Here is a 23,598-nt window from a genome sequence, read left to right on the forward strand (position 1 = left end):
ATGGAGGATTATTTTCTCTTTTATTGCGAATGTGCAGATGGAGTAGCAAATTTTTTCTCCTCCGCACGCGCTATCCTTTTTACATTCGAATAAGACCAGAAAACACGTCTTCATGTTTTTAATGGTCTGGGAAATCACTCTGTAATAAACACTCATAATTAAAACCTACACATTAAAGCGAGCATTTTATGGAAACAGGAAGCATTACTGCCGTTAATATTCCGGCATCGAATCGCGCAGGAATGACTGAAAGTGAATGGCAAGCCGCCACCAAATTTGACAGCACTGATGTCGGCTGGATCATTATGAGTATTGGCATGGCAATTGGTGCAGGAATAGTTTTTCTACCCGTTCAGGTTGGATTAATGGGATTATGGGTTTTCCTTCTTTCATCGATAGTCGGCTATCCAGCAATGTATCTGTTTCAGCGTTTATTTATTAATACGCTGGCGGAATCCCCGGAGTGTAAAGATTACCCAAGTGTGATAAGCGGTTATTTGGGTAAAAACTGGGGGATATTATTGGGTTTACTCTATTTTATTATGCTGGTTATCTGGATGTTTGTTTACTCCACAGCCATCACTAATGACAGTGCCTCTTATTTACATACGTTTGGCGTCACAGAAGGACTGTTATCGGATAACCCCTTCTATGGCCTGGTGCTGATTTGTATTCTGGTCGCCATCTCATCCCGCGGTGAAAAGCTCTTATTTAAAGTTTCAAGATACATGGTGCTAACCAAGCTTTTAGTGGTCGCCGCGTTGGGTGTTTCTATGGTCGGGATGTGGCACTTGTATAACGCCGGCACGCTGCCGCCAATGGGGTTGCTGCTGAAGAATGCGATTATTACACTGCCATTTACGCTGACGTCTATTCTGTTTATCCAGACGCTTAGCCCGATGGTTATTTCGTACCGTTCTAAAGAAAAATCACGCGAAGTGGCTCGTTTCAAAGCGCTGCGTGCGATGAACATCGCTTTTGGCATTCTGTTTGTGACCGTTTTCTTTTATGCAGTCTCTTTTACTCTTGCGATGGGCCATGACGAGGCGGTAAAAGCGTATGAGCAAAATATTTCAGCGCTGGCTATTGCCGCCCAGTTTATTAACGGAAATGCCGGGGCATGGGTCACTGTGGTCAGCGTGATATTAAATATCTTCGCTGTTATGACCGCATTCTTTGGGGTTTATCTCGGATTCCGTGAAGCAACGCAAGGTATCGTGATTAATATTCTGCGCCGTAAAATGCCTGCAGAAAAAATTAATGAGAAATGGGTGCAGCGTGGAATTATGGTATTCGCCATATTACTGGCGTGGAGTGCGATTGTACTGAACGCTCCGGTATTAAGTTTTACCTCAATCTGTAGCCCAATATTTGGCATGGTAGGGTGCTTAATTCCAGCCTGGCTGGTCTATAAAGTCCCTGCATTGCATAAATATAAAGGTGTCTCACTGGTCATTATTGTTATCACTGGCCTCTTATTGTGTATTTCTCCATTCCTTGCATTCTCCTGATTGCAGGCATGTGTTTTCTGAATATAAGCGTTAAGGTTAAAAAATGGCAAATTCTGCAATTAACCCGGCATGGGCTGAACTCATCCTGGCTGTGAAACAAAATGTGAAGCCCGCAGTGGGCTGCACAGAACCCATTTCGTTAGCGCTGGCAAGTGCATTGGCCGCCTCGCATCTGGCGGGGCCAGTTACAAGCATCGAGGCTCGCGTTTCACCGAATCTAATGAAAAATGGTATGGGCGTTACTGTTCCGGGAACCGGGATGGTCGGTCTGCCTATCGCCGCTGCGGTGGGAGCGCTCGGGGGCGACCCACTTGCGGGACTGGAAGTACTCAAAGGCGCGCCGGTTGAAGCGATTGCTGCCGCAAAACTGCTGCTGGTACGTGGCGATGTGAAGGTCAGCATTCAACAACCGTGCGATGAGATTTTATATACCTGCGTGACGGTATTTACCGCCAAAGAGTCGGCAATGGTGGTCATCGCTGGCGAACACACCCGAGTCATCAGAATCGAGAAAGACGGCGATGTGCTGTTTGATGCCGCTGAAGATTGTCAGGTGGAAGGAAAGGTGCAAACTTGCTCGATGGAAAATGTCAGCCTTGAGCAGATTGTTGAGTTTGCACAGGGCGTTCCCTTTGATGAAATTGGTTTTATTCTTGATGCGGCCTTGTTGAATAACGAGCTTTCCCGCGAAGGTTTGCGGGTGCAGTACGGTTTGCATATCGGTTCGACGTTACAGCGGCAGCTTGATCGTGGCCTGATGGCAAATGATCTGTTGAGCGACATTATGATCCGTACGGCCGCCGCTTCTGATGCACGTATGGGTGGCGCGTGTCTTCCGGCAATGAGCAACTCAGGTTCCGGCAATCAAGGTATTGCCGCGACAATGCCGGTGGTTGTGGTGGCTGAACATCTTGCCTGTGACCGTGAGAAACTGGCGCGAGCGCTGATACTGTCGCATCTGACGGCGATTTATATTCACCATCAGTTGCCGGCACTCTCTGCATTATGCGCGGCAACCACCGCAGCAATGGGGGCGGCGGCAGGGATCACCTGGTTAATCGACGGCAGCTACAAAAGCATTTCAATGGCTATCAGCAATATGATCGGTGATGTTAGCGGTATGATTTGTGATGGGGCTTCAAACAGTTGCGCGATGAAAGTGTCTACCAGCGCCGCTTCGGCATGGAAAGCGGTACTGATGGCACTTGATAATACGTCGGTCAGCGGAAATGAGGGGATCGTAGCTCATGATGTAGAGCAGTCGATCCGTAATCTTTGTGCGCTGGCAAGTCAGGCGATGCAGCACACCGATCGTCAGATTATTGCGATTATGGCAAGTAAGGTCGCGTAACTCAGAGGCTGGCTTCTTCTTCCGCCAGTCGTACATCTGCTTCGACAACAATCGCTTCCAGTTCGTTGAGCATCTCGTCGTAACTCAGCCCGGCATCAGCGGTTGTTGCCTCAACTACAACCGCTGACACTGCTTTTTTGGTTGCTTTCTTCGTCGATGGTTTTTTGCTCACGGATAACTCCTGTTGGTCTATTCCTGATACTGGTCAGACCGGTAAATCTATCAGCAATGCACGCAATGGGGTATCTGCAACCAGCGTAATGTTAGCTTCATCACGGATAAAAGCGCCGTCACCACAGGTAAGGCCTTCTTTTTCTTCGGCAGATGTTACAGCGTGAACCGTACCATGAATTGACTGTAAATAAGCACGCGGGCCGTGTAGCTGGAAACTGAGCTGCTGGCCTTTCTCCAGTTCAATCTGGTGAATCCATACTTGTTGGCGCAGTTGTAGGCTCTCTTTACTACCATCCGGCGAGGCCAGTAATTGTTGTGACTCATCAGTAAGCGTGATTTTCTGCACCAGCGGATTTTCGCGCTCCGGGCAAGCATCAAGCCATAGTTGCATCCGCGTAAGAGAGTTCTCTTTACTCAGGTTATGCTCGCTGTAACTGAGTCCTGGCTGGGTGGAAATGAGCAGTGCTTCACCCGCTTTAGCCTGAACGTGGTTGCCCTCGCTGTCGCGGTATTCCGCTTCGCCTTCGAGAATCAAATTGAGAATATCAACCTTCGGATAGGTACGTGGCTGGAATGACGCACCCGGTGCTAACACTTCCTGGTTGAGTACGCGCAACGAAGCATAGCCCAACAATTTCGGGTCGAAATAGTGACCGAAGGAAAACGTATAGCGGGCCTGGAGCCATCCATAGTCCGCTTTCCCGCATTGTTTGGCAGTTCTTGGCGTAATCATAATTTCTTGACCTCTTTTTACACTGTACCCATGGTAAAGCTCTGGACGCTGCATTGTTAGCCAGTTAATCTGCTTGGTATGTTCAAATTTCCTGAATGAGAACGAGATGGCTAAAGAGAGAGCATTGACGCTAGAGGCTTTGCGGGTCATGGACGCAATTGACAGGCGTGGGAGTTTTGCCGCTGCTGCTGATGAATTGGGGCGTGTACCGTCGGCGCTGAGTTACACCATGCAGAAGTTGGAAGAAGAACTGGATGTCGTGCTGTTTGACCGTTCAGGCCATCGCACCAAATTTACCAATGTCGGGAGGATGTTACTGGAGCGCGGGCGAGTTTTGCTCGAAGCGGCTGAAAAACTTACCACTGACGCCGAAGCGCTGGCGCGTGGTTGGGAAACGCATCTCACCATTGTTACAGAGGCTCTGGTGCCGACAGCGAAGCTGTATCCGCTGGTGGAAAAACTGGCCGGTAAAGCTGACACCCAGTTGTCGATTATTACTGAAGTACTGGCGGGTTCATGGGAGCGTTTAGAGCAAGGCCGGGCGGATATTGTGATTGCTCCGGATATGCACTTCCGTTCTTCATCTGAGATTAACTCACGCAAGCTGTATAAGGTGATGAGCGTTTATGTCGCGGCACCTGATCACCCGATTCACAATGAACCGGAGCCGCTTTCAGAAGTGACGCGCGTGAAGTATCGCGGTATCGCGGTTGCTGATACCGCACGGGAACGTCCTGTGCTGACAGTGCAGCTACTGGATAAACAGCCGCGTCTTACGGTAAGTAGCATGGAAGATAAACGCCAGGCATTGCTGGCCGGTTTGGGTGTGGCAACGATGCCTTATCCGATGGTCGAGCAGGATATTGCTGAAGGACGACTACGTGTGGTGAGTCCTGAATATACCAATGAAATTGACATTATCATGGCGTGGCGACGCGATAGCATGGGCGAAGCAAAAGCCTGGTGCTTGCGTGAAATTCCAAAATTATTGAAATAAAAAGGGTGGGCAGCTTTTGCGCTGCTCCACCCTTTTTAAGTGAGTTTGTTGGGCGCGAAAGCACTACCCGCCACGATGCTTAAATTATTATTCACTAACGAATCGTGCATCCAGGCGCTTTGGGTCCGCACCATACTCGTTTTCGCCTGGCGTGCCGTTCTGGCAATTAAACGCCAGAATAATCAACCAGCCCACTAACGGAATTAACAACAGTAACAGCCACCAGGCTGAACGGTCGGTATCGTGTAGGCGTCGGAACTGTACGGCCCAGTAAGGAAGAAAAATCAGTACGCCGTAAATGGTGGTCAATGCGCCTTCATCCCCTGCAATTCGTAGCCCTAACATCTTGTCCAGGATGCTTAAAACCACGGTGAGCACAAGGTTGACCAGGATAAACATCCAGAACTCTTTGCGGCGTGCACGTCCACTAAAGCCAAGATAATTTTTTAAAACTTTGAAATACCAATCCATTTGTAGCCCGCCTTGATTTTTTATCAATCACTTGATCTGTAAGCGATCTATTTCAAGAATAGCCGTGAATGGATTTTACGTAAATCATAGTTCATATGAATTTTATCAACCCTTGTTAAACCGTTCGTCGCGCCCGTGAGGCTCATTCAAATCCTGAGCGGGGCCAATGGAAATAATCCCGGTAGGGTTAATGGTTTTATGGCTGCGGTAATAGTGGTGGCGGATATGCGCGAAGTCGACAGTTTCAGCGATGCCCGGCATTTGGTAGATATCACGTAAGAATCCGTACACATTCAGGTAATCGCTAATGCGATGTTTGTCGCATTTGAAGTGGGTGACATATACCGGGTCGAAACGCACCAGTGTGGTCCACAAACGAATATCCGCTTCCGTAAGTTGGTCGCCAGTTAAATAGCGGTGCTGGCCGAGGATTTGTTCTACACGTGCCAGCGCTTCAAATACTTTGGTTACGGCTTCATCGTAAGCTTCTTGAGACGTAGCAAAACCGGCTTTATATACGCCGTTATTAATGCCGTCGTAAATCCAGCTATTTAGATCATCAATCTGGCTACGTAATGCAGTTGGGTAATAATCCCCCGCGCGAGCACCTTGTGCATCAAACGCAGTATTCAGCATACGGATGATTTCAGCAGATTCGTTACTGACGATAGTCTGTGTTTTCTTATCCCATAAAACAGGTACGGTAACGCGCCCGGTGTAATCTGAATCAGCTTGTAAATAGAGCTGATAGAGATATTCATGCTGGTATAAGCCATCACCGGTAGCGTTTGGGAAATCATCATCAAACGTCCAGCCATCCTGCAACATGAGCGGGTTAACCACAGAAACAGAGATAAGAGACTCGAGGCCTTTTAACGCGCGCATGATTAACGTGCGGTGCGCCCAGGGGCAGGCGAGGGAGACATAAAGATGATAGCGGTCTTTTTCAGCAGCAAAACCACCTTTACCGGTTGGGCCGGGTTCACCATCCGCTGTTAGCCAGTTGCGAAAAGCTGACTCTGAGCGTTTGAAACTGCCGCCTGTGGATTTGGTGTCGTACCAGACATCGTGCCAGACGCCATCAATTAATTGTCCCATTTCATTCTCCTCGTGAGCCTTAAAAACAAAAAAGCGAAGGGATTAACCTTCGCTTTTACTTCTAATCAGTATAGAAGCCTTACCAGTTTTTCTTCAGAATACGGTCGATGCTGTAGGCACCTGGTCCGAAGATAGCCAGTAACAGGTAACCACCGGCGATGGTGAAGTTCTTCATAAACATTGTTGAGTTCATGCCCTGGCTGAAATCACCGTGGAACAAGAACGCTGTCAGAATTGTGAACACGGCAGTGATAATCGCTGTGGTACGAGTAAAGAAACCGAACAGAATTGCCAGGCCGCCGCCAAACTCAAGCAGAATGGTCAATGGCAGTAAAAACCCAGGAACACCCATCGCTTCCATATATTGTTGAGTGCCGGCATAACCGTTAATTTTGCCCCAACCTGCAACGATGAACAGAATCGGCATCAGGATACGAGCTAACAGAACACCTGCATCATCTAATTTTTTCATTTTACTCTCCAGCGAATCTCTTGTGGGTGCTATCAGCCCAGGGATGTTTGTCTTTGCAATTCCCGGAGTTACCGGTGATTGCGGTTGATGGAAAGGATAATAGACGGGACGTTAAGGGATTGTTAGCAAGGAAAACTGTCGATGTTTTTCAATATTACTGACTAATAAAAACGCCGCCTGAATAAGGCGGCGTTGGAGACTAATGCGATTGCGGCTGTATTGTGTTGCGAATCAGGCGCCATGTACTCCAGACGCCTAGCCCGCGCCTTGCCCAACGCATCAGGAAGCCAGGGTGGCGCACTGTCCAGATAGCCATAGCACTGCTGGCGACTAATGCATACCGGCGTAAGCTAATCAGTGTGTTCCAGCTTCTGTCATAAGTCGCTGTCACTTCAAGCCAGTCGCGTTTGCTTGCACTTAAATCCAGCCGTTGCTGCTGAATCTGGCTGAGTAAAAATGCTTTGCGTTTATCTAGCTCACGTTTACTCATAGTTTGTCATCTTCCAGCAACGAGCGGTCATTTTCGAGCTCGCGACGGGTATGGCGAAGCAAAGTGGACTGACGCGATTTATGCAGAGTCCAGATACCACCGATGAAAGCCAGACCCAACAAAACGACTGTTGTCGCGATCATAGCGTTCAGGCGGTATTGCGGCTCGACGGCCCAGAAAACCAGCACCACAAGACTCATTAAGCCAAATGCAGCAAACAGCATGGTTAACCCAAGCATCAGGAGTAACTGGATGAGATGTGCTTTCTCCTCTTCCAGTTCCACGACTGCAAGCCGCACACGCGTTTCCACCATCCCAACGATGATAGTGACAAGGCGCTGGCCAATGCCGAGCACGCCTTTACCTGGACCTTGAGGTTGATGGGATTCAGGCATAATTAACGACGCGTCAGCAGGACACCGAGTACGACGCCAATCGCCGCCCCAATGCCAACACCAGTCCATGGGTTTTCACGCACATAATCGTCAGCTTTCGCGGCGGCTTCACGGGTTTGTTTAGCAATAACATCTCCGGTATCACCCAGGCGTACACGGCTTTCTTTCAGTGCTTTTTCAGCTTTGCCACGCAGCTTTTCAAGTTCAGATTTTGATTTATCCGTCGATGCACTCAGCACCTCTTCAAGGGTATCTGCCAGGGATTTCAACTCAGCGCGCAAATGTTCTGATGTAGTATCTTTTGACATGGTTCTCTCCAGGTGTTTGAGGTTGATCCTTAAAACTTAGTAATCACGAGCCTGCAAAGTTTTCAGCTCGTGCTCAGCTTCAGCCAGTTTCTGTTCCCGTTTTGAAATTTTATCAGCATCGCCTTTTTCGCGAGCTTCCTTCAGATCTGCTTTCCGTTCGGTGATTTCAGCTTTTTGTTCGTTGATTTTCTTCTGATGAGCCGCGCGTAAACTGCTGTCAGTACAATTAGCGCGAACTTCTTTCAACGCTTTGTTGAGCCCGTCGACACGGCTTTTGTTCTGGTGCTTCTCCGCATAGCCAATTTCACGTTGAATATCCTGTTCTTTTTCACTGCACAGCGAGCTCGCATGTGCCACAGAAGTCAGAGATAACAAGGCAAGAGCCAGTACGGTACGGTAATTCATGTTTACAACCTTCCATTGTGAATGTGCATTTAGCCGCGAGGTTAAGGCCACACAAAATCCAAAAATTATACGAATATGATGATTTGTAGCGATTTAAGTAAAAACAAGCATAGTCAGAAATTGAGTAAAACCCCAATCCTCGTTAGCAAATTAGGATTGCAGGAAAGGGTTAACCGATGCGGATATTTTCGTTGAGCACACGCGTAAGCCATGTGCTGGCGCTGTCATCTTCATCTTGCTGAGCGATAACGTAGCCATGCGGCAGCGTTTTATACAACACGGCTTTAGCAGCCTCGCTTTGCGCACTCGAATCAAATTTTATCAATAACGAATTGTTGTCAGGCGTAATGCTTTTAAAGCGAATACCGTTGGCATCAAGGTGGTGCCAGACATAAAACCCGTCAGGCATGCTGATGCCTTGTTGGCTGGAGCGAATCTCAAGTGTGGACTCAGTGCGCTGCATTCCCGACCATATCAGTATCGAGGCCGCGGCAATTGCGCCAATCAACATCGTGGCCCTTAGGCCACGAAAAAAATGTGTTTTCATCGTTATCCCTCTTAACTGCGGTTACCGTATTTTTTACGCCAAAGCACAATCAACGAACCGATCAGACCAATAACCAGTAACACGACTGGTAGCAGCATCAGGCAGGACATCAATGCATCTTCATATTTCAGGAATACTGGCGTTTTACCGAGCAGATATCCTAGCGTGGTGAGGATTAGTACCCATAACAGGCCGCTCATCCAGTTGAAGAACTGGAAACGCGCATTGTTCAGACCAGATAAACCAGCAATAGTTGGTAACAGGGTACGAACAAATGCAATGAAGCGACCAATCAGCAATGCAGACAAGCCATGTTTATGGAACAAGTTGTGCGCACGCTGGTGATAATGTGCGGGAAGATGCGATAGCCAGTTCTGCACGATTCTCGTGTTTCCAAGCCAACGCCCTTGAATATAACTAAGCCAGCAGCCGAGGCTTGCGGCGGTTGTCAGTAAAAGTACGGTTTCCGGAAAACCCATCGCCCCTTTGGCAATCAGCACACCTACCAAAACTAATAAACTATCACCGGGTAGGAAGGCTGCAGGCAGGAGGCCGTTTTCAAGGAATAAAATCATGAACAAGACGAAATAAAGCATGCCAATCATTCCCGGATTGGCGAGCGTTTCAAAATCCTGGCTCCAGAGAGCGTTCAACAGTTGCGAGAGAAGTTCCATTCAGTGTTCCTGGCACATCGGTTAAGGCCGCTGATCAATGTCAGATAAGTAGAGTGCGGCTTTGTTATACCCTTACATACTTCAAGTCGCATGTGCGTTGGCAATACTCGACCCATTCCTGGGCCTCGCTCACCTCAGTCACTTACTTAAGTAAGCTTCGGTGAATTCACTGCCTCGCCGCCTTCCTGCAACTCGAATTATTCTGGATATATGCCTTGTTGTAGTTGCCGCCTACAATCCACTGCTCGTAAGCCATTCGCGCCACAACTCCATGTGAATGCGACCGGGTAGCTACTTAGCAAAGCTAATACCAACAGTGAAATTGCATCTAATTGTAACAAAGCTCTGTCTAATGCGTCACAGTATTTGTGCTTTGTTGAGGATTGATTTTGATGACTCGTCGGGGGGCTGGCGAGGGTATTTACAAACGCTGACACTATTGGTTGGTTTGCTTACCCTCGCGCGGGAAAATGACTATTTTTGACCGTTTGCGGCAGTATCGAGATGAATAACCGGGTTATCTGCAAATAAGTAGCGATCGGCGTTAAATTCGAAATCATCGCTGGTCGCATCAAATAGCATCTGTTTGGTATTTTCCAGATGTTGCCACATCGCCAGTTTGGCGGCATGAGGGTCTTTACGAATCAGTGCTTTAAGAATTTGGTCGTGGTCTTCACACCAGTTATCCACGGTGCGTTTATCAATGTGCTCGTGAAGTTTTTTCCAGTATGGGTTGTGGATACGCTGGCTCCACATTTTTTCCACGATTGCGGCAAGGGCGCTATTTTGAGAGGCGAGCGCGACTTGAGTGTGAAAATGAAGGTCCCACTCTGAATCGCGGAAACTTTCCTCATTACGCGCCATTTCCTGAATTTCCATCAGTTTGACAATATCTTGCTTCGTGACCTGGGTGGCGGCAAATTCTGCGATATTGCTTTCAATCAACTGGCGAGCCTGTAGCAGCTCAAATGGCCCAAAGCTTGCGAACTCAAACTGTTCGTCAGGAAGGTTGGTGTACTTCGCCTGATTGGCGATGACGTGGATGCCAGAGCCTTTACGTACTTCAACGTAACCTTCCACTTCCAGCATAATAATCGCTTCACGAACCACAGTGCGGCTCACGTTCTTTTCTTCAGCAATAAAGCGCTCTGCCGGGAGTTTTTCCCCAACCAGATAAACACCGTTTTCGATGCGTTGTTTAAGTTCAGCTGCCAATTGCTGATAAAGACGACGTGGTTCCATAACTTCCATCTGTAGCTCCGGGAAAGGTCCTGCGGGTAACCTTATTTGTTATACCACTTTTCAAAGTTCGGCTCCACATTCTAGATACACAAAAGCCGCCCGTGGGCGGCTTTGTAAACAAATTTGAGACACCGTTATGCTATTGCTTGCTTCGGTTTTTGCGAGTCGTTCAACTCACTGATTGGTTTGTTTTGTAGCACGGTCCAGATAACGATAGCGCCGAGGATATCGAACACTGCCAATGCAGCAAACAGTGGGCTAAAGCCAAGGGTATCAGCCAGTGCGCCTACAACCAGAGCAAACATGGTGCTCGCAGTCCAAGCTGCCATACCGGTCAGGCCGTTTGCCGTTGCCACTTCGTTACGACCGAACACGTCAGAAGACAGAGTGATCAGTGCGCCAGACAGTGACTGGTGAGCAAAGCCGCCAACACACAGCAGAGCGATTGCAACATATGGGCTAGTGAACAGGCCGATTGTACCTGGAGCAATCATCAGAATCGCACCCATGGTCACAACCAGTTTACGAGAGACAATCAGGTTAACACCGAATACGCGTTGGAAGATTGGTGGCAGGTAGCCGCCAACGATACAACCCAGGTCAGCAAACAGCATTGGCAGCCAGGCAAACATCGCAATGTGTTTCAGGTCAAAGCCGTAGACTTTAAACATGAACAATGGGATCCAGGCGTTGAAAGTACCCCAGGCTGGCTCAGCAAGGAAACGCGGCAGAGCAATACCCCAGAATTGACGGTTCTGCAGGATTTTCCAGGCGCTCATTTTTTTGCTGTTGTTAGTCTGGTGATGCGCTTCCTGCCCACCGATGATGTATTCGCGTTCTTGTTCAGAAAGACGTTTCTGATCGCGTGGGTGTTTGTAGAAAACCAACCATGCCATTGCCCATGCAAAGCTCAGCACACCGGAGATGATGAAAGCCATCTGCCAGCTGTGCATCACAATCGCCCATACCACTAATGGGGGGGCAATCATGCCGCCGATAGAAGAACCCACGTTGAAGTAGCCAACGGCGATTGAACGCTCTTTAGCCGGGAACCATTCACTACTGGCTTTCAGACCAGCTGGAATCATAGCCGCTTCAGCTGCACCAACTGCACCACGAGCGATAGCCAGGCCACCCCAGCTTCCTGCCAGTGCCGTTGCACCACAGAAAATTGCCCATGCGACAGCGAAGAATGCGTAGCCCACTTTCGTACCCAGTACATCAAGCACGTAACCTGCAACAGGCTGCATGATGGTGTAGCAAGCTGAGTAAGCCGCGATGATGTAGGAATATTGCTGAGTGGAAATATGCAACTCTTCCATCAATGTTGGCGCTGCTGCAGCAATAGTGTTACGTGTCAGGTAACCCAGAATTGTACCCATGGTTACCAGGGCTATCATGTACCAGCGCAAGCCTTGAATCTTTCGCATTTCGAATGTCATCCCGTCTTATAAACAACCGCATATCATGCGGTCGTACGTCCGGCACTGCTGCCAGAGCGTTTGATCTATAAAGGGGTTCATATCCGGGGGTATCACCCGGTACGACCCGTACCTTGCCATATTTAAAAAAACTGCCTGTGGCAATTCCGGTTTCCGTACCGCGATGCGCTGTTATTGATATCAGCGTCTGAAGTAATTCCATTACGACTGTATTGCGACGGCAGAAAGATAACTTGTCATACAGCTTCAAAAGTTGAGTGATATCACAAAAGTGTCGATCGGCTCCCTCTTAGGGGGTAGGGGCTTTCAGGCCAGAACTGGCGCGGGATGCGGCTTGGTTTTAAACACAATATTAACAATAAAAGTGTGGTTTTTGTGACGGATACCACAAAAATCCACTCGGTCTCCAGAAATTGGTGTGATAACTTTATTTGCATTATGCGCAAGCATCGAACTGCTATGAACAGAGGAACCCTACAATGACCCAGTTTATGACTGAAGATTTTCTCCTGGATACCGAATTTGCACGCCGCTTGTATCATGAGTTTGCAGCCGATCAGCCTATTTTCGACTATCACTGCCACTTACCACCACAGCAAGTAGCTGAAGACTACCGTTTCAAAAACCTGTATGACATCTGGTTAAAAGGTGATCACTACAAGTGGCGTGGCATGCGTGCAAACGGTGTGGAAGAGCGTCTGTGTACTGGCGATGCATCTGACCGCGAGAAATTTGATGCCTGGGCTGCAACTGTTCCGCACACTATCGGTAACCCGCTGTATCACTGGACTCACCTCGAACTGCGTCGTCCATTCGGCATCACTGGCAAACTGTTATCACCAACAACAGCTGATGAAATCTGGAACGAATGTAACGAGTTACTGACTCAGGACAACTTCTCTGCGCGCGGCATCATGAAGCAGATGAACGTGAAAATGGTCGGTACGACTGATGACCCAATTGACGATCTGCGTTTCCATCGCCAAATCGCACTCGATGCGTTCGAAACCAAAGTGCTGCCAAGCTGGCGCCCGGATAAAGCGTTCAACATTGAACAAGCTACCTTTGCTGAGTACATGGGCAAGCTGGCTGAAGTGTCTGATACCGACATTCGCCGTTTCAGCGATCTGCAAACTGCACTGAGCAAGCGTCTGGATCACTTCGCAGAACATGGTTGTAAAGTATCTGACCACGCACTGGACGTTGTTCTGTTTGCAGAAGCAGACGAAGCGACTCTGGATGGCATCCTGGCGCGTCGTCTCTCCGGCGAAACTCCGAGTGAGCACGAAGTTGCACAGTTCAAAACTGCGGTTCTGGTTTGGCTGGCTGCGGAATACACCCGTCGCGGTTGGGTTCAGCAGTACCACATCGGTGCGCTGCGTAACAACAACCTGCGTCAGTTCAAACTGCTGGGACCAGATGTGGGCTTTGACTCCATCAACGACCGTCCAATGGCGGAAGAACTTTCTCGCCTGCTCAGCAAGCAAAACGAAAACAACGAACTGCCAAAAACTATTCTGTATTGCCTGAACCCACGCGATAACGAAGTGCTGGGTACCATGATTGGCAACTTCCAGGGCGAAGGTATGCCAGGAAAAATGCAGTTTGGTTCCGGTTGGTGGTTCAACGACCAGAAAGATGGCATGGAGCGTCAAATGACGCAGCTGGCGCAACTGGGTCTTCTGAGCCGTTTCGTTGGCATGCTGACTGACAGCCGTAGCTTCCTGTCATACACCCGCCACGAATACTTCCGTCGCATCCTGTGCCAGATGATTGGCCGTTGGGTTGAAGCGGGCGAAGCTCCAGCTGATATCAAGCTGTTGGGCCAAATGGTGGAAAACATCTGCTTTAACAACGCCCGAGACTACTTTGGCATTGAACTGAACTAATCAGGCTCTGAGGTTGATATGCAATACATTAAGATCCATACGCAAGATAACGTCGCTGTTGCGTTAGTGGACCTGGCTGAAGGTGAAGTGGTTACCGTTGAAGGTGTAGAGGTTACTCTGCGCCAGCCGGTGCTTCGTGGCCATAAATTTGCGCTGGTTACCATTGCGCAAGGTGAGAACGTCGTTAAATACGGTTTACCAATTGGCCATGCTTTGGCGACGATTGAAGCCGGTGAGCACATTCACTCACACAATGCGCGTACTAATCTGAACGATTTGGATGAGTATAGCTATCAACCTGATTTCCAGTCTCTGGCAAGCCAGGCTGCAGACCGCGATGTGAGCGTTTACCGTCGTGCAAACGGCTCAGTAGGCGTACGTAACGAGCTGTGGATTCTGCCAACCGTGGGCTGTGTAAACGGCATCGCACGTCAGATCCAGAATCGTTTCCTGAAACAGAACAACGATGCCGAAGATATCGACGGTGTGTTCCTGTTCAGCCATCCGTTCGGTTGTTCACAGTTGGGTGAAGACCACGTCAACACTCGCACCATGCTGCAAAACATGGTGCACCACCCAAATGCGGGTGCGGTACTGGTGATTGGCCTGGGTTGCGAAAACAACCAGGTGAGCGCCTTCCGCGAAACGTTGGGTGAATATGATGCATCTCGTGTTCACTTCATGGTTTGCCAACAGCAAGACGACGAAGTTGAAGCCGGGCTTGAGCAACTGCAAGAGCTGTACGAAGTGATGCGTCATGACAAACGTGAACCAGGTAAAATTAGCGAACTGAAATTCGGCCTTGAGTGCGGCGGTTCTGACGGTTTATCCGGTATTACGGCTAACCCAATGCTGGGTCGTTTCTCCGATTATATGGTGGCAAACGGCGGCACGACTGTGCTGACGGAAGTCCCGGAAATGTTTGGTGCTGAACGTATTCTGATGAGCCACTGCCGCGACGAAGCGACGTTTGAAAAAACCGTCACCATGGTGAACGACTTCAAACAATACTTCATCGAACACAACCAGCCGATCTACGAAAACCCATCACCAGGGAATAAAGCTGGCGGTATCACCACGCTCGAAGAAAAATCCCTCGGCTGTACGCAAAAAGCCGGTGAGAGCGAGGTTGTCGATGTCCTGCGTTATGGCGAGCGTCTGAAAACGCCTGGCCTGAACCTGTTAAGTGCGCCGGGTAACGATGCGGTTGCCACCAGTGCATTGGCTGGAGCAGGTTGCCATATGGTGCTGTTCAGCACCGGTCGTGGCACACCATACGGCGGTTTTGTACCGACAGTTAAAATCGCAACCAACAGTGAACTGGCCACCAAAAAGCCACACTGGATTGATTTTGACGCAGGCAAACTGCTGCACGGCAGCGACATGAATACACTGCTGACAGAGTTTATCGACACCATTGTTGATATCGCTAACGGCAAGAAAACCTGCAACGAGCGTAATGATTTCCGCGAGTTGGCCATCTTTAAAAGTGGTGTCACGTTGTAAGTAGCGTCGCAGGTGCTACCATGAAACGGCATTTTGATATTCGAAATGCCGTTTTTTTTCGCCTCATTTTAACTCACAAGGATTTGTCATGACCGCGTATTGGGTTGCCCAGGGCGTCGGCGTTCTCGCCTTTGTGGTTGGCATTACCACGTTCATTAACCGCGATGAACGGCGCTTCAAGTTACAACTGGCGGCTTACAGCGCCATCATCGGTATTCATTTCTTCCTGATGGGTGCAAGTCCCGCGGGCATGAGTGCGGAGCTTAACGCGATCCGAACCGTAATTTCCCTGCGCACTCGCAGTCTGTGGGTGATGGGGATTTTTATCGCGCTGACATTGGGCTTGGGTCTTGCGAAGTTTAATCACGCGATGGAATTACTGCCGATTGCCGGAACTGTCGCCAGTACCTGGGCATTATTCCGCTGCAAAGGGCTGACCACGCGCTGTGTGATGTGGTGCTCTACCGCTTGCTGGGTAACGCATAACTTCTGGCTAGGGTCGATTGGCGGGACGTTAATCGAAGGGAGTTTTTTGGTTATGAACGGCCTGAACATCATTCGCTTCTGGCGCATGCAAAGGCGGGGAATTGACCCGTTTAAGGTCGAAAAAGAGGTGCAGCAACAAGAGGGATAACTCCCCGCCACCAAGGGCAGGGAGCTTTGAGCATTAACCGCGTAACGGATTATTGTCTGCCAGACGTGCATCCTCAGCCTGGCAAGCCGCTGCGGTAAACAGCACGTCGGTAGAAGAATTCAGCGCGGTTTCGCAAGAATCCTGCAACACGCCGATGATAAAGCCGACAGCAACCACCTGCATGGCAATCTCATTCGGAATACCGAACATGCCGCATGCCAGTGGAATAAGCAGTAAAGAACCACCCGCCACACCAGAAGCCCCGCAAGCACACAATGAAGCCACCACGCTCAATAGCAGCGCAGTTGGCAAGTCCACCGGCACGCCCAGAGTATTGACTGCCGCCAGCGTCAGTACGGTAATAGTGATTGCCGCACCCGCCATGTTGATGGTAGCGCCTAACGGGATAGATACTGAGTAAGTGTCACGGTCCAGATTCAGCTTCTCGCACAGCGCCATGTTCACGGGAATGTTGGCCGCAGAGCTGCGGGTGAAGAAGGCAGTTACGCCACTCTCACGCAGGCAAGCGAAAACCAGTGGGTACGGGTTGCGACGAATTTTGATGAATACCAGCAGTGGGTTGATAACCAGCGCCACGCCGAACATACAGCCAACCAGTACCAGCAGCAGTTGCGCATAGCTCCAAAGCGTTTCGAAGCCCGTCGTTGCAAGTGTTGATGCTACCAGGCCGAAGATGCCGATTGGGGCGAAGCGAATCACCACACGAACGATGAAGGTCACCGCATCGGAAACGTCGTTAATCAGGTTTTTAGTGCTTTCATTCCCGTGGCGCAGAGCAAAGCCCAGACCCACAGCCCACACCAGAATCCCGATGTAGTTCGCTTCCAGCAGTGCGTGAATCGGGTTGGAAACCATACTCAACAACAGGCCGCGCAGCACTTCCACAATGCCTGATGGTGGCGTGATATCAGTCGCGCCAGTGACCAGATGTAGTGTGGAGGGGAACAGGAAACTGACCACTACAGCGGTTAACGCGGCGGTGAAAGTTCCCAGAAGATAGAGCACCAGAATCGGGCGAATACTGGTTTTCTGGCCGTGCTTATGGTTGGCGATTGACGCCATCACCAGCATCAGAACCAGCACCGGGGCGACGGCCTTCAGTGCGCCGACGAACAGTGTTCCGAGCAACCCAACAGCAATAGCCGCAGGTTTTGAAATTGCCGCCAGTGCGATACCCAGCACCAGACCGACGAGAATCTGTTTTACCAGACTGCCTTGTGCCAGGCGTTTAAGAATACCCGGAGATTGCGTAGCCATGAATAACCTTCCTGTGTTGTATGTCGTCCCATCCTGTGTCGGTACTCTGAGGTACTTTTCTGACCGGATGTAAAGAAATGTGTTTGCCTGGTCGAGTATAAGGAAATGTCGCAGGGTAGTAAGTAGTAATCACTGATTATTTCGACGCAGGCCAGGTTTTATAACCAATAATTAACAAATCCGTGACATTAGCAACATTTCTCACGGCAGATGCTATAAAAAGAAAAACCCCGCCATAGGCGGGGTCAACGATGCTTTATCGTAGGTCGGATAAACGGAGTGTCATCCGACGAGATATTACTTCGCGAGTTTCTTCTGGTCGTTACGGTAATTCACGATAGCGTTGATGATTAATGTTAACGCCAGAATACCGCCCACCACACCAAGCGAAATCGCGATTGGAATGTGATAGAAATCGACAATCATCATCTTCACGCCGATGAACACCAGGATAATCGACAGGCCGTATTTCAGCATGGAGAAGCGCTCAGCCACGCCTGCCAGCAAGAAGTACATCGCACGCAAGCCGAGGATTGCGAACAGGTTAGATGTCAGCACGATGAACGGGTCAGTCGTTACCGCGAAGATTGCCGGAATACTGTCGACCGCGAAAATCACGTCGCTTAGTTCAACCAGAATCAGCACCAGCAGCAATGGCGTTGCGAACAAAATACCGTTCTTACGAATAAAGAAGTGCTCACCTTCAATTTTATCCGTCATACGCAGGTGGCTGCGAATCCAACGCACCAGCGGTTTATCGCCAATGCCGCCTTCATCTTCTTTCGCCAGCGCCATTTTGATACCGGTGAACAGCAAGAACGCGCCGAACACATACAGCAGCCATTCGAACTGGGAAATCAGCCAGCTACCCGCGAAGATCATAATGGTACGCAGCACAATCGCACCCAGCACGCCGTAGACCAGCACGCGGCGCTGCAATGCAGCAGGAACAGCAAAGTAGCTGAACAGCATCAGCCAGACGAAGACGTTATCCACCGCCAGCGCTTTTTCAATCAGATAACCGGTGAGGAAGGCGAGAGCTTGTGTGTCTGCCACTTCACGGCCAGATGTCCCGGTGAGATACCACCAGAATGCTGCGTTAAACAGCAGCGAAAGCGAAACCCAGACCAGGGACCAGACGGCCGCCTGCTTCATGGACATGGTGTGCGAGCCTTTACGTCCCTGAAGAAGGAGGTCGATAGCCAGCATGATGACGACTACGACGGCAAAACCGCCCCACAGTAATGGAGTGCCGACACTATTCATAAAAATTATTCCTATAAAAACAAAAACGGCCAACGTCGGAAGACGCCAGCCGCTAATGCTTGCAACAGGGATCTCGCCTTCCGGCAAGGTCTCACTTACAACGTTTTAAACGTTGCTCGGTAACCGGGTGCTTTCACACCGTAATGACGATTAACCGACAATGAAGTTACTCCCCTTTGCGGGTAACAAAATATTACGAATGCTACAATCCGTCAACATGCTGCTACCCCGATTTTACACACCTTTACGCCGGTAGCTGTACAGAGACATCATCCGCTGGGAATTTCACGCCGGTTTGTGCGCGGATCTCGGTACTCAATGCCGCAGTAGAACGTGATGTAACCAGACCTGGATGATTCACTTCGTTGTCATTGACCAGACGAGCAAAGACTTCGGCTTCATAAAGCATAGTATTAATATGCTGTGGCAGTGTCAGATCCTGCGGTTTGCCGCCGCGTGGAATAAAGGTGATGCGCTGGCATTCAGAGATTTTCTCTATCACCAAAGAACCGGCTTCGCCCTGAATCTCGCTTGGGATAGTTGAGTCGCTCACTTTTGAGTGCAGTAGATTCACGTCAAAATCGCCGTAATTCATCTGCACCGAACCGTGTGCATCGACACCACTTTCCAGCAAGCTGGCGGTTGCTTGAACCGAATACGGTTCGCCCCACAGCGCAACCGCCGAGGCCAGCGTATAAAAACCGATATCCATAATCGAGCCGTTGGAGAACGCCGGATTAAAGGTGTTAGGGTTCTCGCCATCGAGATAGCGCTGATAGCGCGAAGAGTACTGACAATAGTTGAGCAGCACTTTGCGAATCTTGCCCACTTTCGGCAGCGCTTGTTGCAGCGCGATAAAGTTTGGCAGGCTGGCGGTTTTAAACGCTTCGAACAACACCACCTGGTTTTCACGCGCGCAGGCAATCGCCGCTTCCACTTCACGCAAATTAGACGCCAGCGGCTTCTCGCAAATCACATGCTTTTTATGGCTGAGAAACAACAACGTTTGCGGGGAGTGCAGAGAATTCGGGCTGGCGATGTAAACCGCATCAATGGCGTCGCTCTTCGCCATAGCATCCAGGTCGGTAAAAAGATGTTCCACCGGATAGTCACTGGCAAAACTTTGTGCCTGTTCCAGCGAGCGGGAGTAGACCGCGGTGAGTTTATATTTGCCACTTTCGTGGGCAGCATCGACGAACTGACGGGTGATCCAGTTAGTTCCAATAACAGCGAGGCGTATCATAAACGGGTGCTATCTCCGAAGGGGATTATCTTTGAAAGACTATCATGATGTGTGGGGAAAACCAGTGTTGGGCTAGCGTTTTCTGAGAAGTGCATTTAGCCATATCTCGTCACGCTCGGGACGCTTGTCTTGCGTCGTCCACAGCGATTCAATTTCCACTTCTGGCGTGGTTTCCAGTAAAGCCAGGAAACTTGCTTCGTTCATATCCGTAAATTTACGCCCATCCTTTTCACGCTCGCCGTCGCCATACTTAAATGACACGTACCAGATGCCATCAGGTTTGAGGGCGGTTGTCAGGTTCTGCATTACCGTTGGTAATTCCTGCGCGGGAACGTGAAGAAGGGAAGCACAGCACCAGATGCCGTCATATTTTTCTTTTGCATCCACATCTGCGAATGTCATCTGCTGAACAGATAAACCAGAGTGCTGGATTGCTAACGCCACCATTTCTGATGAGGCATCGAACGCTTCAACTTGATAACCCATTTCATGGAACGCTTTAGCGTCACGACCTGAACCGCATCCAGCGTCTAATATCTTTGCACCTTGCGGTAAATGAAAGGTAAAAGTTTCATACAGCGCGCTCATATCGACATTTACCGTGCCATCGAAAAAGTTCTGCGCGTTGTTTTGGTAATAATTAAGCGTCATCAGAATGTTGCCTCACCTTCGGCTTTCGGTTCCCAGGTATGGAAAAGCCTGTTGTTTTTCGCAGCTTGCCAGTTCTTTTCAAGGAAGTGTTTGCGTTGAGTTGTCTGGTTACCCGTCTGATTCACAATGGTTTCATGTAGTGGCAGTTTGCTTTGAATAAAGTACTCGTTGCGGACATGAAGCCGCTGCAATAGTTTGCGGCTTGGCAGATGCGAGGATTTACCCTCAACGCCACGGTTGCAGCATTTACACGCCAGCACCAAATTCCACACGCCATTGATATTGTTTACCTCTTCACGCGCAGACCACGGAATAAAGTGATCAACGTCAGCCAGTTCGGCGTCACCGGGTATCAGACTGATGGGTTTAAAACAGTAAAAACAACGGCCCTTCTGGTAACCATTCAGACTATCCCGACAACTGGTGATATCGACTCGGCGTTCATTAACGCGGCTAAACAGCAGCTTATTATGTTCATCGAACTCAACCGCAACAAGATTCCGGGAAACGCCCATCGCCCAGGCCTGCTCGACCAGATTCCAGCGCGCTTTGGTCTCAAAGGCCAGATTCTGATATTGCTGCCGTTCGCTCAACTGGTAAAAGTTATCGGTAAGCCGAATCCCCTTATGCGTTTTTCGTTCATCAAGGAAAAAGCGCTTCTCTATCTCGCCTTGGTTAACATTATGGAAGGCATCAATCACATTGTTGAACCCGAGACGCACCGTGGTTTCTGTCAATTTATCCTGCGATATCTCACCATTGTTAAACTGCACGCAGGCTTTCAGATACTGACTACCCCGGGACGTGATTTGCTTTGGGGCATGTAAAAGATGCTCGCAAAGATGCCGACTAAACGGAACGGCCAGATCTTCAAGTGTGACCAGATCACTACCTGATTTGTCCACTTCATACAAAGCATGTGCGAGAGCAAATTTGTAAGATGCGACGTTTCTTCCAAAAAGGATCACGCCGCGCCAATAATTCTCAAGCGTGGGGTCAGCCTGATAAAAATCCATTCACGTTTCCCGGTTACGGTTTGGTCATGCAGAAGAGAGCTGGGTTAATGAAACCTGTAACGTGATCACATAACAAATGAAAGGTGATGTAAACCGAGGAAGGATAGATTTAGTGAATCTGTGAAGCGGATACGGCGGGGAAACGGCAGAGAAGGGTAATAAACTGAGGATGCGTTTGTTTTTTCAGCACTTAGAACGTAAAAGGTAGAATGGGGCTTGCAAGGCAGTCTGTGACAGGTATAATCCCCAACGTTTTCCGCATACCTCTTCGTGCCGAAGTGGCGAAATCGGTAGACGCAGTTGATTCAAAATCAACCGTTGAAAGACGTGCCGGTTCGAGTCCGGCCTTCGGCACCATTTGAATGTTCGAGAACGTCCGTAACAGTCCGTAAGTTACTAAAAAAAAGCCGAAAGGCTTTTTTTTTGGTCCCAATTCGTCCGAGCACATCCGTTGCAATCCGGACATTGGTGGGGGCATAATTGGGGGCATCTTCACTTCGATTGAAAATGTGCCCCCAAAATGAAGCTCAACGCCCGCCAAGTCGAAACAGCCAAACCAAAAGAGAAATCCTACAAAATGGCCGATGGTGGCGGTTTGTATCTTGAGGTTACGAGCAAAGGATCTAAATACTGGCGCATGAAGTATCGGCGACCAGTGGATAAGAAAGAAGACAGATTAGCGTTCGGTGTCTGGCCGACTGTCACTCTTGCCGAGGCAAGAGCAAAACGTGATGAAGCTAAAAAGTTACTCGTTCAGGGAATAGATCCAAAAGCCGAGCAGAAAGAAGCCCAAGCTGAAACCTCCGGTGCCTATTCCTTTGAAACCATTGCACGCGAATGGCATGCAAGTAATAAGCGGTGGGGCGAATATCATAGTTCGCGTGTGCTTCGCTATCTGGAACTTTATCTCTTCCCTCAAATTGGCTCCGCTGATATTCGTAAGCTCAAAACCAGTAACCTTCTAGCGCCGATCAAAATTGTGGACGCTAGTGGAAAACACGATGTAGCGCAGCGGCTGCAACAACGTGTTACGGCCATCATGCGTTATGCCGTTCAGAACGATTACATTGATTCTAATCCTGCCAGCGATATGGCTGGAGCATTAACTTCAGCCAAAGCTCGTCATTATCCCGCCTTACATTCAAGTCGATTCCCTGAGTTCCTTGCCCGTCTTGCTGCCTATCGTGGCCGCAAAATGACGCGTATTGCAGTCGAGTTATCTCTACTTACCTTTGTTCGCTCCAGTGAGATGCGATTTGCTCGATGGGATGAGTTTGATTTTGATAACGCTTGCTGGCGGATACCGGCGCAGCGTGAAGAAATTAAAGGTGTGCGTTACTCCTATCGTGGGATGAAGATGAAAGAGGAACATATCGTCCCGTTAAGCACTCAGGCTTTAACTTTGTTGGATGAGTTGAAGCAGCTCAGTGGGGATAATCCGAGGCTGTTTCCCGGTGACCACGATCCAAACAAAGTTATGAGTGAAAACACGGTTAATAATGCGCTAAGGACTATGGGCTATGACACTCAAACGGAAGTGTGTGGGCATGGTTTCAGAACAATGGCGCGTGGTGCTTTGGGTGAGTCAGGTTTGTGGAGTGATGACGCGATAGAACGCCAGTTGAGCCACTCAGAACGAAATAATGTGCGTGCAGCTTATATCCATACTTCTGAGCATTTGGATGAGCGTAAATTGATGGTGCAGTGGTGGGCTGACTATTTGGATGCAAATAGAATAAGCGGAGTGGCGCCATATGATTTCGCGAAGAAATAACTCAATATTGAACAGGCCATTAATGAATAAT

Annotated in this window: 25 protein-coding genes and 1 tRNA gene; 8 read left to right on the forward strand and 18 right to left on the reverse strand. The window is 49.3% G+C overall.

Annotation, left to right across the window (positions count from 1 at the left end; all coding sequences use genetic code 11):
• The first annotated feature begins 188 nt into the window (after positions 1 to 188).
• Both M979_RS20265 and M979_RS20270 read left to right on the forward strand, forming a co-directional pair.
• Positions 189 to 1,511 (forward strand): SLC5/6 family protein, encoded by a 1,323-nt coding sequence (locus M979_RS20265; RefSeq protein WP_034461318.1) that lies wholly within the window; start codon positions 189 to 191, stop codon positions 1,509 to 1,511.
• A gap of 43 nt (positions 1,512 to 1,554) precedes the next feature.
• Positions 1,555 to 2,862 (forward strand): L-cysteine desulfidase family protein, encoded by a 1,308-nt coding sequence (locus M979_RS20270; protein WP_064556176.1) that lies wholly within the window; start codon positions 1,555 to 1,557, stop codon positions 2,860 to 2,862.
• 1 nt (position 2,863) lies between these two features.
• Here M979_RS20270 and M979_RS23555 read toward each other — a convergent pair whose 3' ends face one another.
• Both M979_RS23555 and M979_RS20275 read right to left on the reverse strand, forming a co-directional pair.
• The gene (locus M979_RS23555; RefSeq protein WP_167350291.1) at positions 2,864 to 3,034 is read right to left on the reverse strand and encodes a hypothetical protein; all 171 of its coding nucleotides are present in this window, start codon (positions 3,032 to 3,034) and stop codon (positions 2,864 to 2,866) included.
• A gap of 33 nt (positions 3,035 to 3,067) precedes the next feature.
• Positions 3,068 to 3,769 carry a pirin family protein gene (locus tag M979_RS20275; protein ID WP_064556192.1) on the reverse strand — a complete coding sequence of 234 codons (702 nt, stop codon included), beginning with the start codon at positions 3,767 to 3,769 and terminating at the stop codon, positions 3,068 to 3,070.
• Positions 3,770 to 3,875: 106 nt separating this feature from the next.
• On the opposite strand from M979_RS20275, the gene M979_RS20280 reads away from it, so the two are divergent.
• Positions 3,876 to 4,766 carry a LysR family transcriptional regulator gene (locus tag M979_RS20280; protein WP_034461321.1) on the forward strand — a complete coding sequence of 297 codons (891 nt, stop codon included), beginning with the start codon at positions 3,876 to 3,878 and terminating at the stop codon, positions 4,764 to 4,766.
• 87 nt (positions 4,767 to 4,853) lie between these two features.
• Here M979_RS20280 and M979_RS20285 read toward each other — a convergent pair whose 3' ends face one another.
• The 11 genes from M979_RS20285 to M979_RS20335 all read right to left on the reverse strand — a co-directional run bounded on the left by M979_RS20285 (position 4,854) and on the right by M979_RS20335 (position 12,298).
• On the reverse strand, positions 4,854 to 5,237 hold the full coding sequence (locus M979_RS20285) for a DUF805 domain-containing protein (RefSeq protein WP_064556177.1): 384 nt from the start codon (positions 5,235 to 5,237) through the stop codon (positions 4,854 to 4,856).
• A gap of 105 nt (positions 5,238 to 5,342) precedes the next feature.
• On the reverse strand, positions 5,343 to 6,335 hold the full coding sequence (locus M979_RS20290; protein WP_064556178.1) for a glutathione S-transferase family protein: 993 nt from the start codon (positions 6,333 to 6,335) through the stop codon (positions 5,343 to 5,345).
• A 79-nt stretch (positions 6,336 to 6,414) separates the two neighbouring features.
• Positions 6,415 to 6,807 (reverse strand): DoxX family protein, encoded by a 393-nt coding sequence (locus M979_RS20295; RefSeq protein ID WP_034461325.1) that lies wholly within the window; start codon positions 6,805 to 6,807, stop codon positions 6,415 to 6,417.
• A 199-nt stretch (positions 6,808 to 7,006) separates the two neighbouring features.
• Positions 7,007 to 7,297: a YqjK-like family protein gene (locus tag M979_RS20300; RefSeq protein WP_064556179.1), complete on the reverse strand. Its 291-nt coding sequence runs from the start codon at positions 7,295 to 7,297 to the stop codon at positions 7,007 to 7,009.
• Positions 7,294 to 7,692, reverse strand: a complete 399-nt coding sequence (locus M979_RS20305) for a phage holin family protein (RefSeq protein ID WP_034461327.1) — start codon at positions 7,690 to 7,692, stop codon at positions 7,294 to 7,296. Before M979_RS20305 ends, M979_RS20300 begins: the two co-directional genes overlap by 4 nt.
• A 2-nt stretch (positions 7,693 to 7,694) precedes the next feature.
• Positions 7,695 to 8,000 carry an ElaB/YgaM/YqjD family protein gene (locus M979_RS20310; RefSeq protein ID WP_034461328.1) on the reverse strand — a complete coding sequence of 102 codons (306 nt, stop codon included), beginning with the start codon at positions 7,998 to 8,000 and terminating at the stop codon, positions 7,695 to 7,697.
• Positions 8,001 to 8,036: 36 nt separating this feature from the next.
• On the reverse strand, positions 8,037 to 8,405 hold the full coding sequence (locus tag M979_RS20315) for a DUF1090 domain-containing protein (RefSeq protein WP_034461330.1): 369 nt from the start codon (positions 8,403 to 8,405) through the stop codon (positions 8,037 to 8,039).
• A 169-nt stretch (positions 8,406 to 8,574) separates the two neighbouring features.
• Entirely contained in the window at positions 8,575 to 8,952 is a 378-nt protein-coding gene (mzrA, locus tag M979_RS20320; protein WP_034461332.1) for an EnvZ/OmpR regulon moderator MzrA, read from the reverse strand.
• Positions 8,953 to 8,963: 11 nt separating this feature from the next.
• On the reverse strand, positions 8,964 to 9,626 hold the full coding sequence (yqjA, locus tag M979_RS20325) for a DedA family general envelope maintenance protein YqjA (protein ID WP_034461333.1): 663 nt from the start codon (positions 9,624 to 9,626) through the stop codon (positions 8,964 to 8,966).
• Between the two features lie 474 nt (positions 9,627 to 10,100).
• The gene (exuR, locus tag M979_RS20330) at positions 10,101 to 10,877 is read right to left on the reverse strand and encodes a transcriptional regulator ExuR (protein WP_034461334.1); all 777 of its coding nucleotides are present in this window, start codon (positions 10,875 to 10,877) and stop codon (positions 10,101 to 10,103) included.
• Positions 10,878 to 11,002: 125 nt separating this feature from the next.
• Entirely contained in the window at positions 11,003 to 12,298 is a 1,296-nt protein-coding gene (locus M979_RS20335; RefSeq protein ID WP_034461373.1) for an MFS transporter, read from the reverse strand.
• A 491-nt stretch (positions 12,299 to 12,789) separates the two neighbouring features.
• Here M979_RS20335 and uxaC point away from each other — a divergent pair, with 491 nt between their 5' ends.
• From uxaC to M979_RS20350, 3 genes are all read left to right on the forward strand, one after another.
• A complete protein-coding gene (gene uxaC, locus M979_RS20340; RefSeq protein WP_064556180.1) occupies positions 12,790 to 14,199 on the forward strand; it encodes a glucuronate isomerase in 1,410 nt (469 codons plus the stop codon).
• An 18-nt stretch (positions 14,200 to 14,217) separates the two neighbouring features.
• Positions 14,218 to 15,705 carry a UxaA family hydrolase gene (locus tag M979_RS20345; RefSeq protein WP_064556181.1) on the forward strand — a complete coding sequence of 496 codons (1,488 nt, stop codon included), beginning with the start codon at positions 14,218 to 14,220 and terminating at the stop codon, positions 15,703 to 15,705.
• Between the two features lie 88 nt (positions 15,706 to 15,793).
• Positions 15,794 to 16,339, forward strand: coding sequence for a YgjV family protein (locus M979_RS20350; RefSeq protein ID WP_034461339.1), 546 nt, complete (start codon positions 15,794 to 15,796; stop codon positions 16,337 to 16,339).
• A gap of 33 nt (positions 16,340 to 16,372) precedes the next feature.
• Here the strand turns inward: M979_RS20350 and sstT are convergent, their stop codons facing one another.
• The 5 genes from sstT to M979_RS20375 form a co-directional block, all read right to left on the reverse strand.
• Complete coding sequence (gene sstT, locus M979_RS20355) at positions 16,373 to 17,617, reverse strand: serine/threonine transporter SstT (RefSeq protein ID WP_034461340.1); 1,245 nt, start codon at positions 17,615 to 17,617, stop codon at positions 16,373 to 16,375.
• Positions 17,618 to 17,914: 297 nt separating this feature from the next.
• The gene (locus tag M979_RS20360; RefSeq protein WP_034461341.1) at positions 17,915 to 18,883 is read right to left on the reverse strand and encodes a TerC family protein; all 969 of its coding nucleotides are present in this window, start codon (positions 18,881 to 18,883) and stop codon (positions 17,915 to 17,917) included.
• 244 nt (positions 18,884 to 19,127) lie between these two features.
• The gene (locus M979_RS20365) at positions 19,128 to 20,126 is read right to left on the reverse strand and encodes a Gfo/Idh/MocA family protein (RefSeq protein ID WP_064556182.1); all 999 of its coding nucleotides are present in this window, start codon (positions 20,124 to 20,126) and stop codon (positions 19,128 to 19,130) included.
• A 72-nt stretch (positions 20,127 to 20,198) separates the two neighbouring features.
• Complete coding sequence (locus tag M979_RS20370; RefSeq protein ID WP_064556183.1) at positions 20,199 to 20,777, reverse strand: class I SAM-dependent methyltransferase; 579 nt, start codon at positions 20,775 to 20,777, stop codon at positions 20,199 to 20,201.
• On the reverse strand, positions 20,777 to 21,793 hold the full coding sequence (locus tag M979_RS20375; protein ID WP_064556184.1) for an HNH endonuclease: 1,017 nt from the start codon (positions 21,791 to 21,793) through the stop codon (positions 20,777 to 20,779). Before M979_RS20375 ends, M979_RS20370 begins: the two co-directional genes overlap by 1 nt.
• 272 nt (positions 21,794 to 22,065) lie before the next feature.
• On the opposite strand from M979_RS20375, the gene M979_RS20380 reads away from it, so the two are divergent.
• Positions 22,066 to 22,150, forward strand: a tRNA-Leu gene (locus M979_RS20380).
• Between the two features lie 163 nt (positions 22,151 to 22,313).
• Positions 22,314 to 23,567 carry a tyrosine-type recombinase/integrase gene (locus M979_RS20385; RefSeq protein WP_064556185.1) on the forward strand — a complete coding sequence of 418 codons (1,254 nt, stop codon included), beginning with the start codon at positions 22,314 to 22,316 and terminating at the stop codon, positions 23,565 to 23,567.
• Positions 23,568 to 23,598 lie beyond the last annotated feature (31 nt).

It is taken from the genome of Buttiauxella noackiae ATCC 51607, from assembly GCF_001654865.1.
In the GTDB taxonomy this organism is placed as follows: Bacteria; Pseudomonadota; Gammaproteobacteria; order Enterobacterales; family Enterobacteriaceae; genus Buttiauxella; species Buttiauxella noackiae.

Coding starts and splice junctions, on each gene's coding strand:
- M979_RS20265 (WP_034461318.1), top strand. CDS start 189: ATGGAAACAGGAAGCATTACTGCCGTTAATATTCCGGCATCGAATCGC.
- M979_RS20270 (WP_064556176.1), top strand. CDS start 1,555: ATGGCAAATTCTGCAATTAACCCGGCATGGGCTGAACTCATCCTGGCT.
- M979_RS20275 (WP_064556192.1), bottom strand. CDS start 3,769: ATGATTACGCCAAGAACTGCCAAACAATGCGGGAAAGCGGACTATGGA.
- M979_RS20280 (WP_034461321.1), top strand. CDS start 3,876: ATGGCTAAAGAGAGAGCATTGACGCTAGAGGCTTTGCGGGTCATGGAC.
- M979_RS20285 (WP_064556177.1), bottom strand. CDS start 5,237: ATGGATTGGTATTTCAAAGTTTTAAAAAATTATCTTGGCTTTAGTGGA.
- M979_RS20290 (WP_064556178.1), bottom strand. CDS start 6,335: ATGGGACAATTAATTGATGGCGTCTGGCACGATGTCTGGTACGACACC.
- M979_RS20295 (WP_034461325.1), bottom strand. CDS start 6,807: ATGAAAAAATTAGATGATGCAGGTGTTCTGTTAGCTCGTATCCTGATG.
- M979_RS20300 (WP_064556179.1), bottom strand. CDS start 7,297: ATGAGTAAACGTGAGCTAGATAAACGCAAAGCATTTTTACTCAGCCAG.
- M979_RS20305 (WP_034461327.1), bottom strand. CDS start 7,692: ATGCCTGAATCCCATCAACCTCAAGGTCCAGGTAAAGGCGTGCTCGGC.
- M979_RS20310 (WP_034461328.1), bottom strand. CDS start 8,000: ATGTCAAAAGATACTACATCAGAACATTTGCGCGCTGAGTTGAAATCC.
- M979_RS20315 (WP_034461330.1), bottom strand. CDS start 8,405: ATGAATTACCGTACCGTACTGGCTCTTGCCTTGTTATCTCTGACTTCT.
- mzrA (WP_034461332.1), bottom strand. CDS start 8,952: ATGAAAACACATTTTTTTCGTGGCCTAAGGGCCACGATGTTGATTGGC.
- yqjA (WP_034461333.1), bottom strand. CDS start 9,626: ATGGAACTTCTCTCGCAACTGTTGAACGCTCTCTGGAGCCAGGATTTT.
- exuR (WP_034461334.1), bottom strand. CDS start 10,877: ATGGAAGTTATGGAACCACGTCGTCTTTATCAGCAATTGGCAGCTGAA.
- M979_RS20335 (WP_034461373.1), bottom strand. CDS start 12,298: ATGCGAAAGATTCAAGGCTTGCGCTGGTACATGATAGCCCTGGTAACC.
- uxaC (WP_064556180.1), top strand. CDS start 12,790: ATGACCCAGTTTATGACTGAAGATTTTCTCCTGGATACCGAATTTGCA.
- M979_RS20345 (WP_064556181.1), top strand. CDS start 14,218: ATGCAATACATTAAGATCCATACGCAAGATAACGTCGCTGTTGCGTTA.
- M979_RS20350 (WP_034461339.1), top strand. CDS start 15,794: ATGACCGCGTATTGGGTTGCCCAGGGCGTCGGCGTTCTCGCCTTTGTG.
- sstT (WP_034461340.1), bottom strand. CDS start 17,617: ATGGCTACGCAATCTCCGGGTATTCTTAAACGCCTGGCACAAGGCAGT.
- M979_RS20360 (WP_034461341.1), bottom strand. CDS start 18,883: ATGAATAGTGTCGGCACTCCATTACTGTGGGGCGGTTTTGCCGTCGTA.
- M979_RS20365 (WP_064556182.1), bottom strand. CDS start 20,126: ATGATACGCCTCGCTGTTATTGGAACTAACTGGATCACCCGTCAGTTC.
- M979_RS20370 (WP_064556183.1), bottom strand. CDS start 20,777: ATGACGCTTAATTATTACCAAAACAACGCGCAGAACTTTTTCGATGGC.
- M979_RS20375 (WP_064556184.1), bottom strand. CDS start 21,793: ATGGATTTTTATCAGGCTGACCCCACGCTTGAGAATTATTGGCGCGGC.
- M979_RS20385 (WP_064556185.1), top strand. CDS start 22,314: ATGAAGCTCAACGCCCGCCAAGTCGAAACAGCCAAACCAAAAGAGAAA.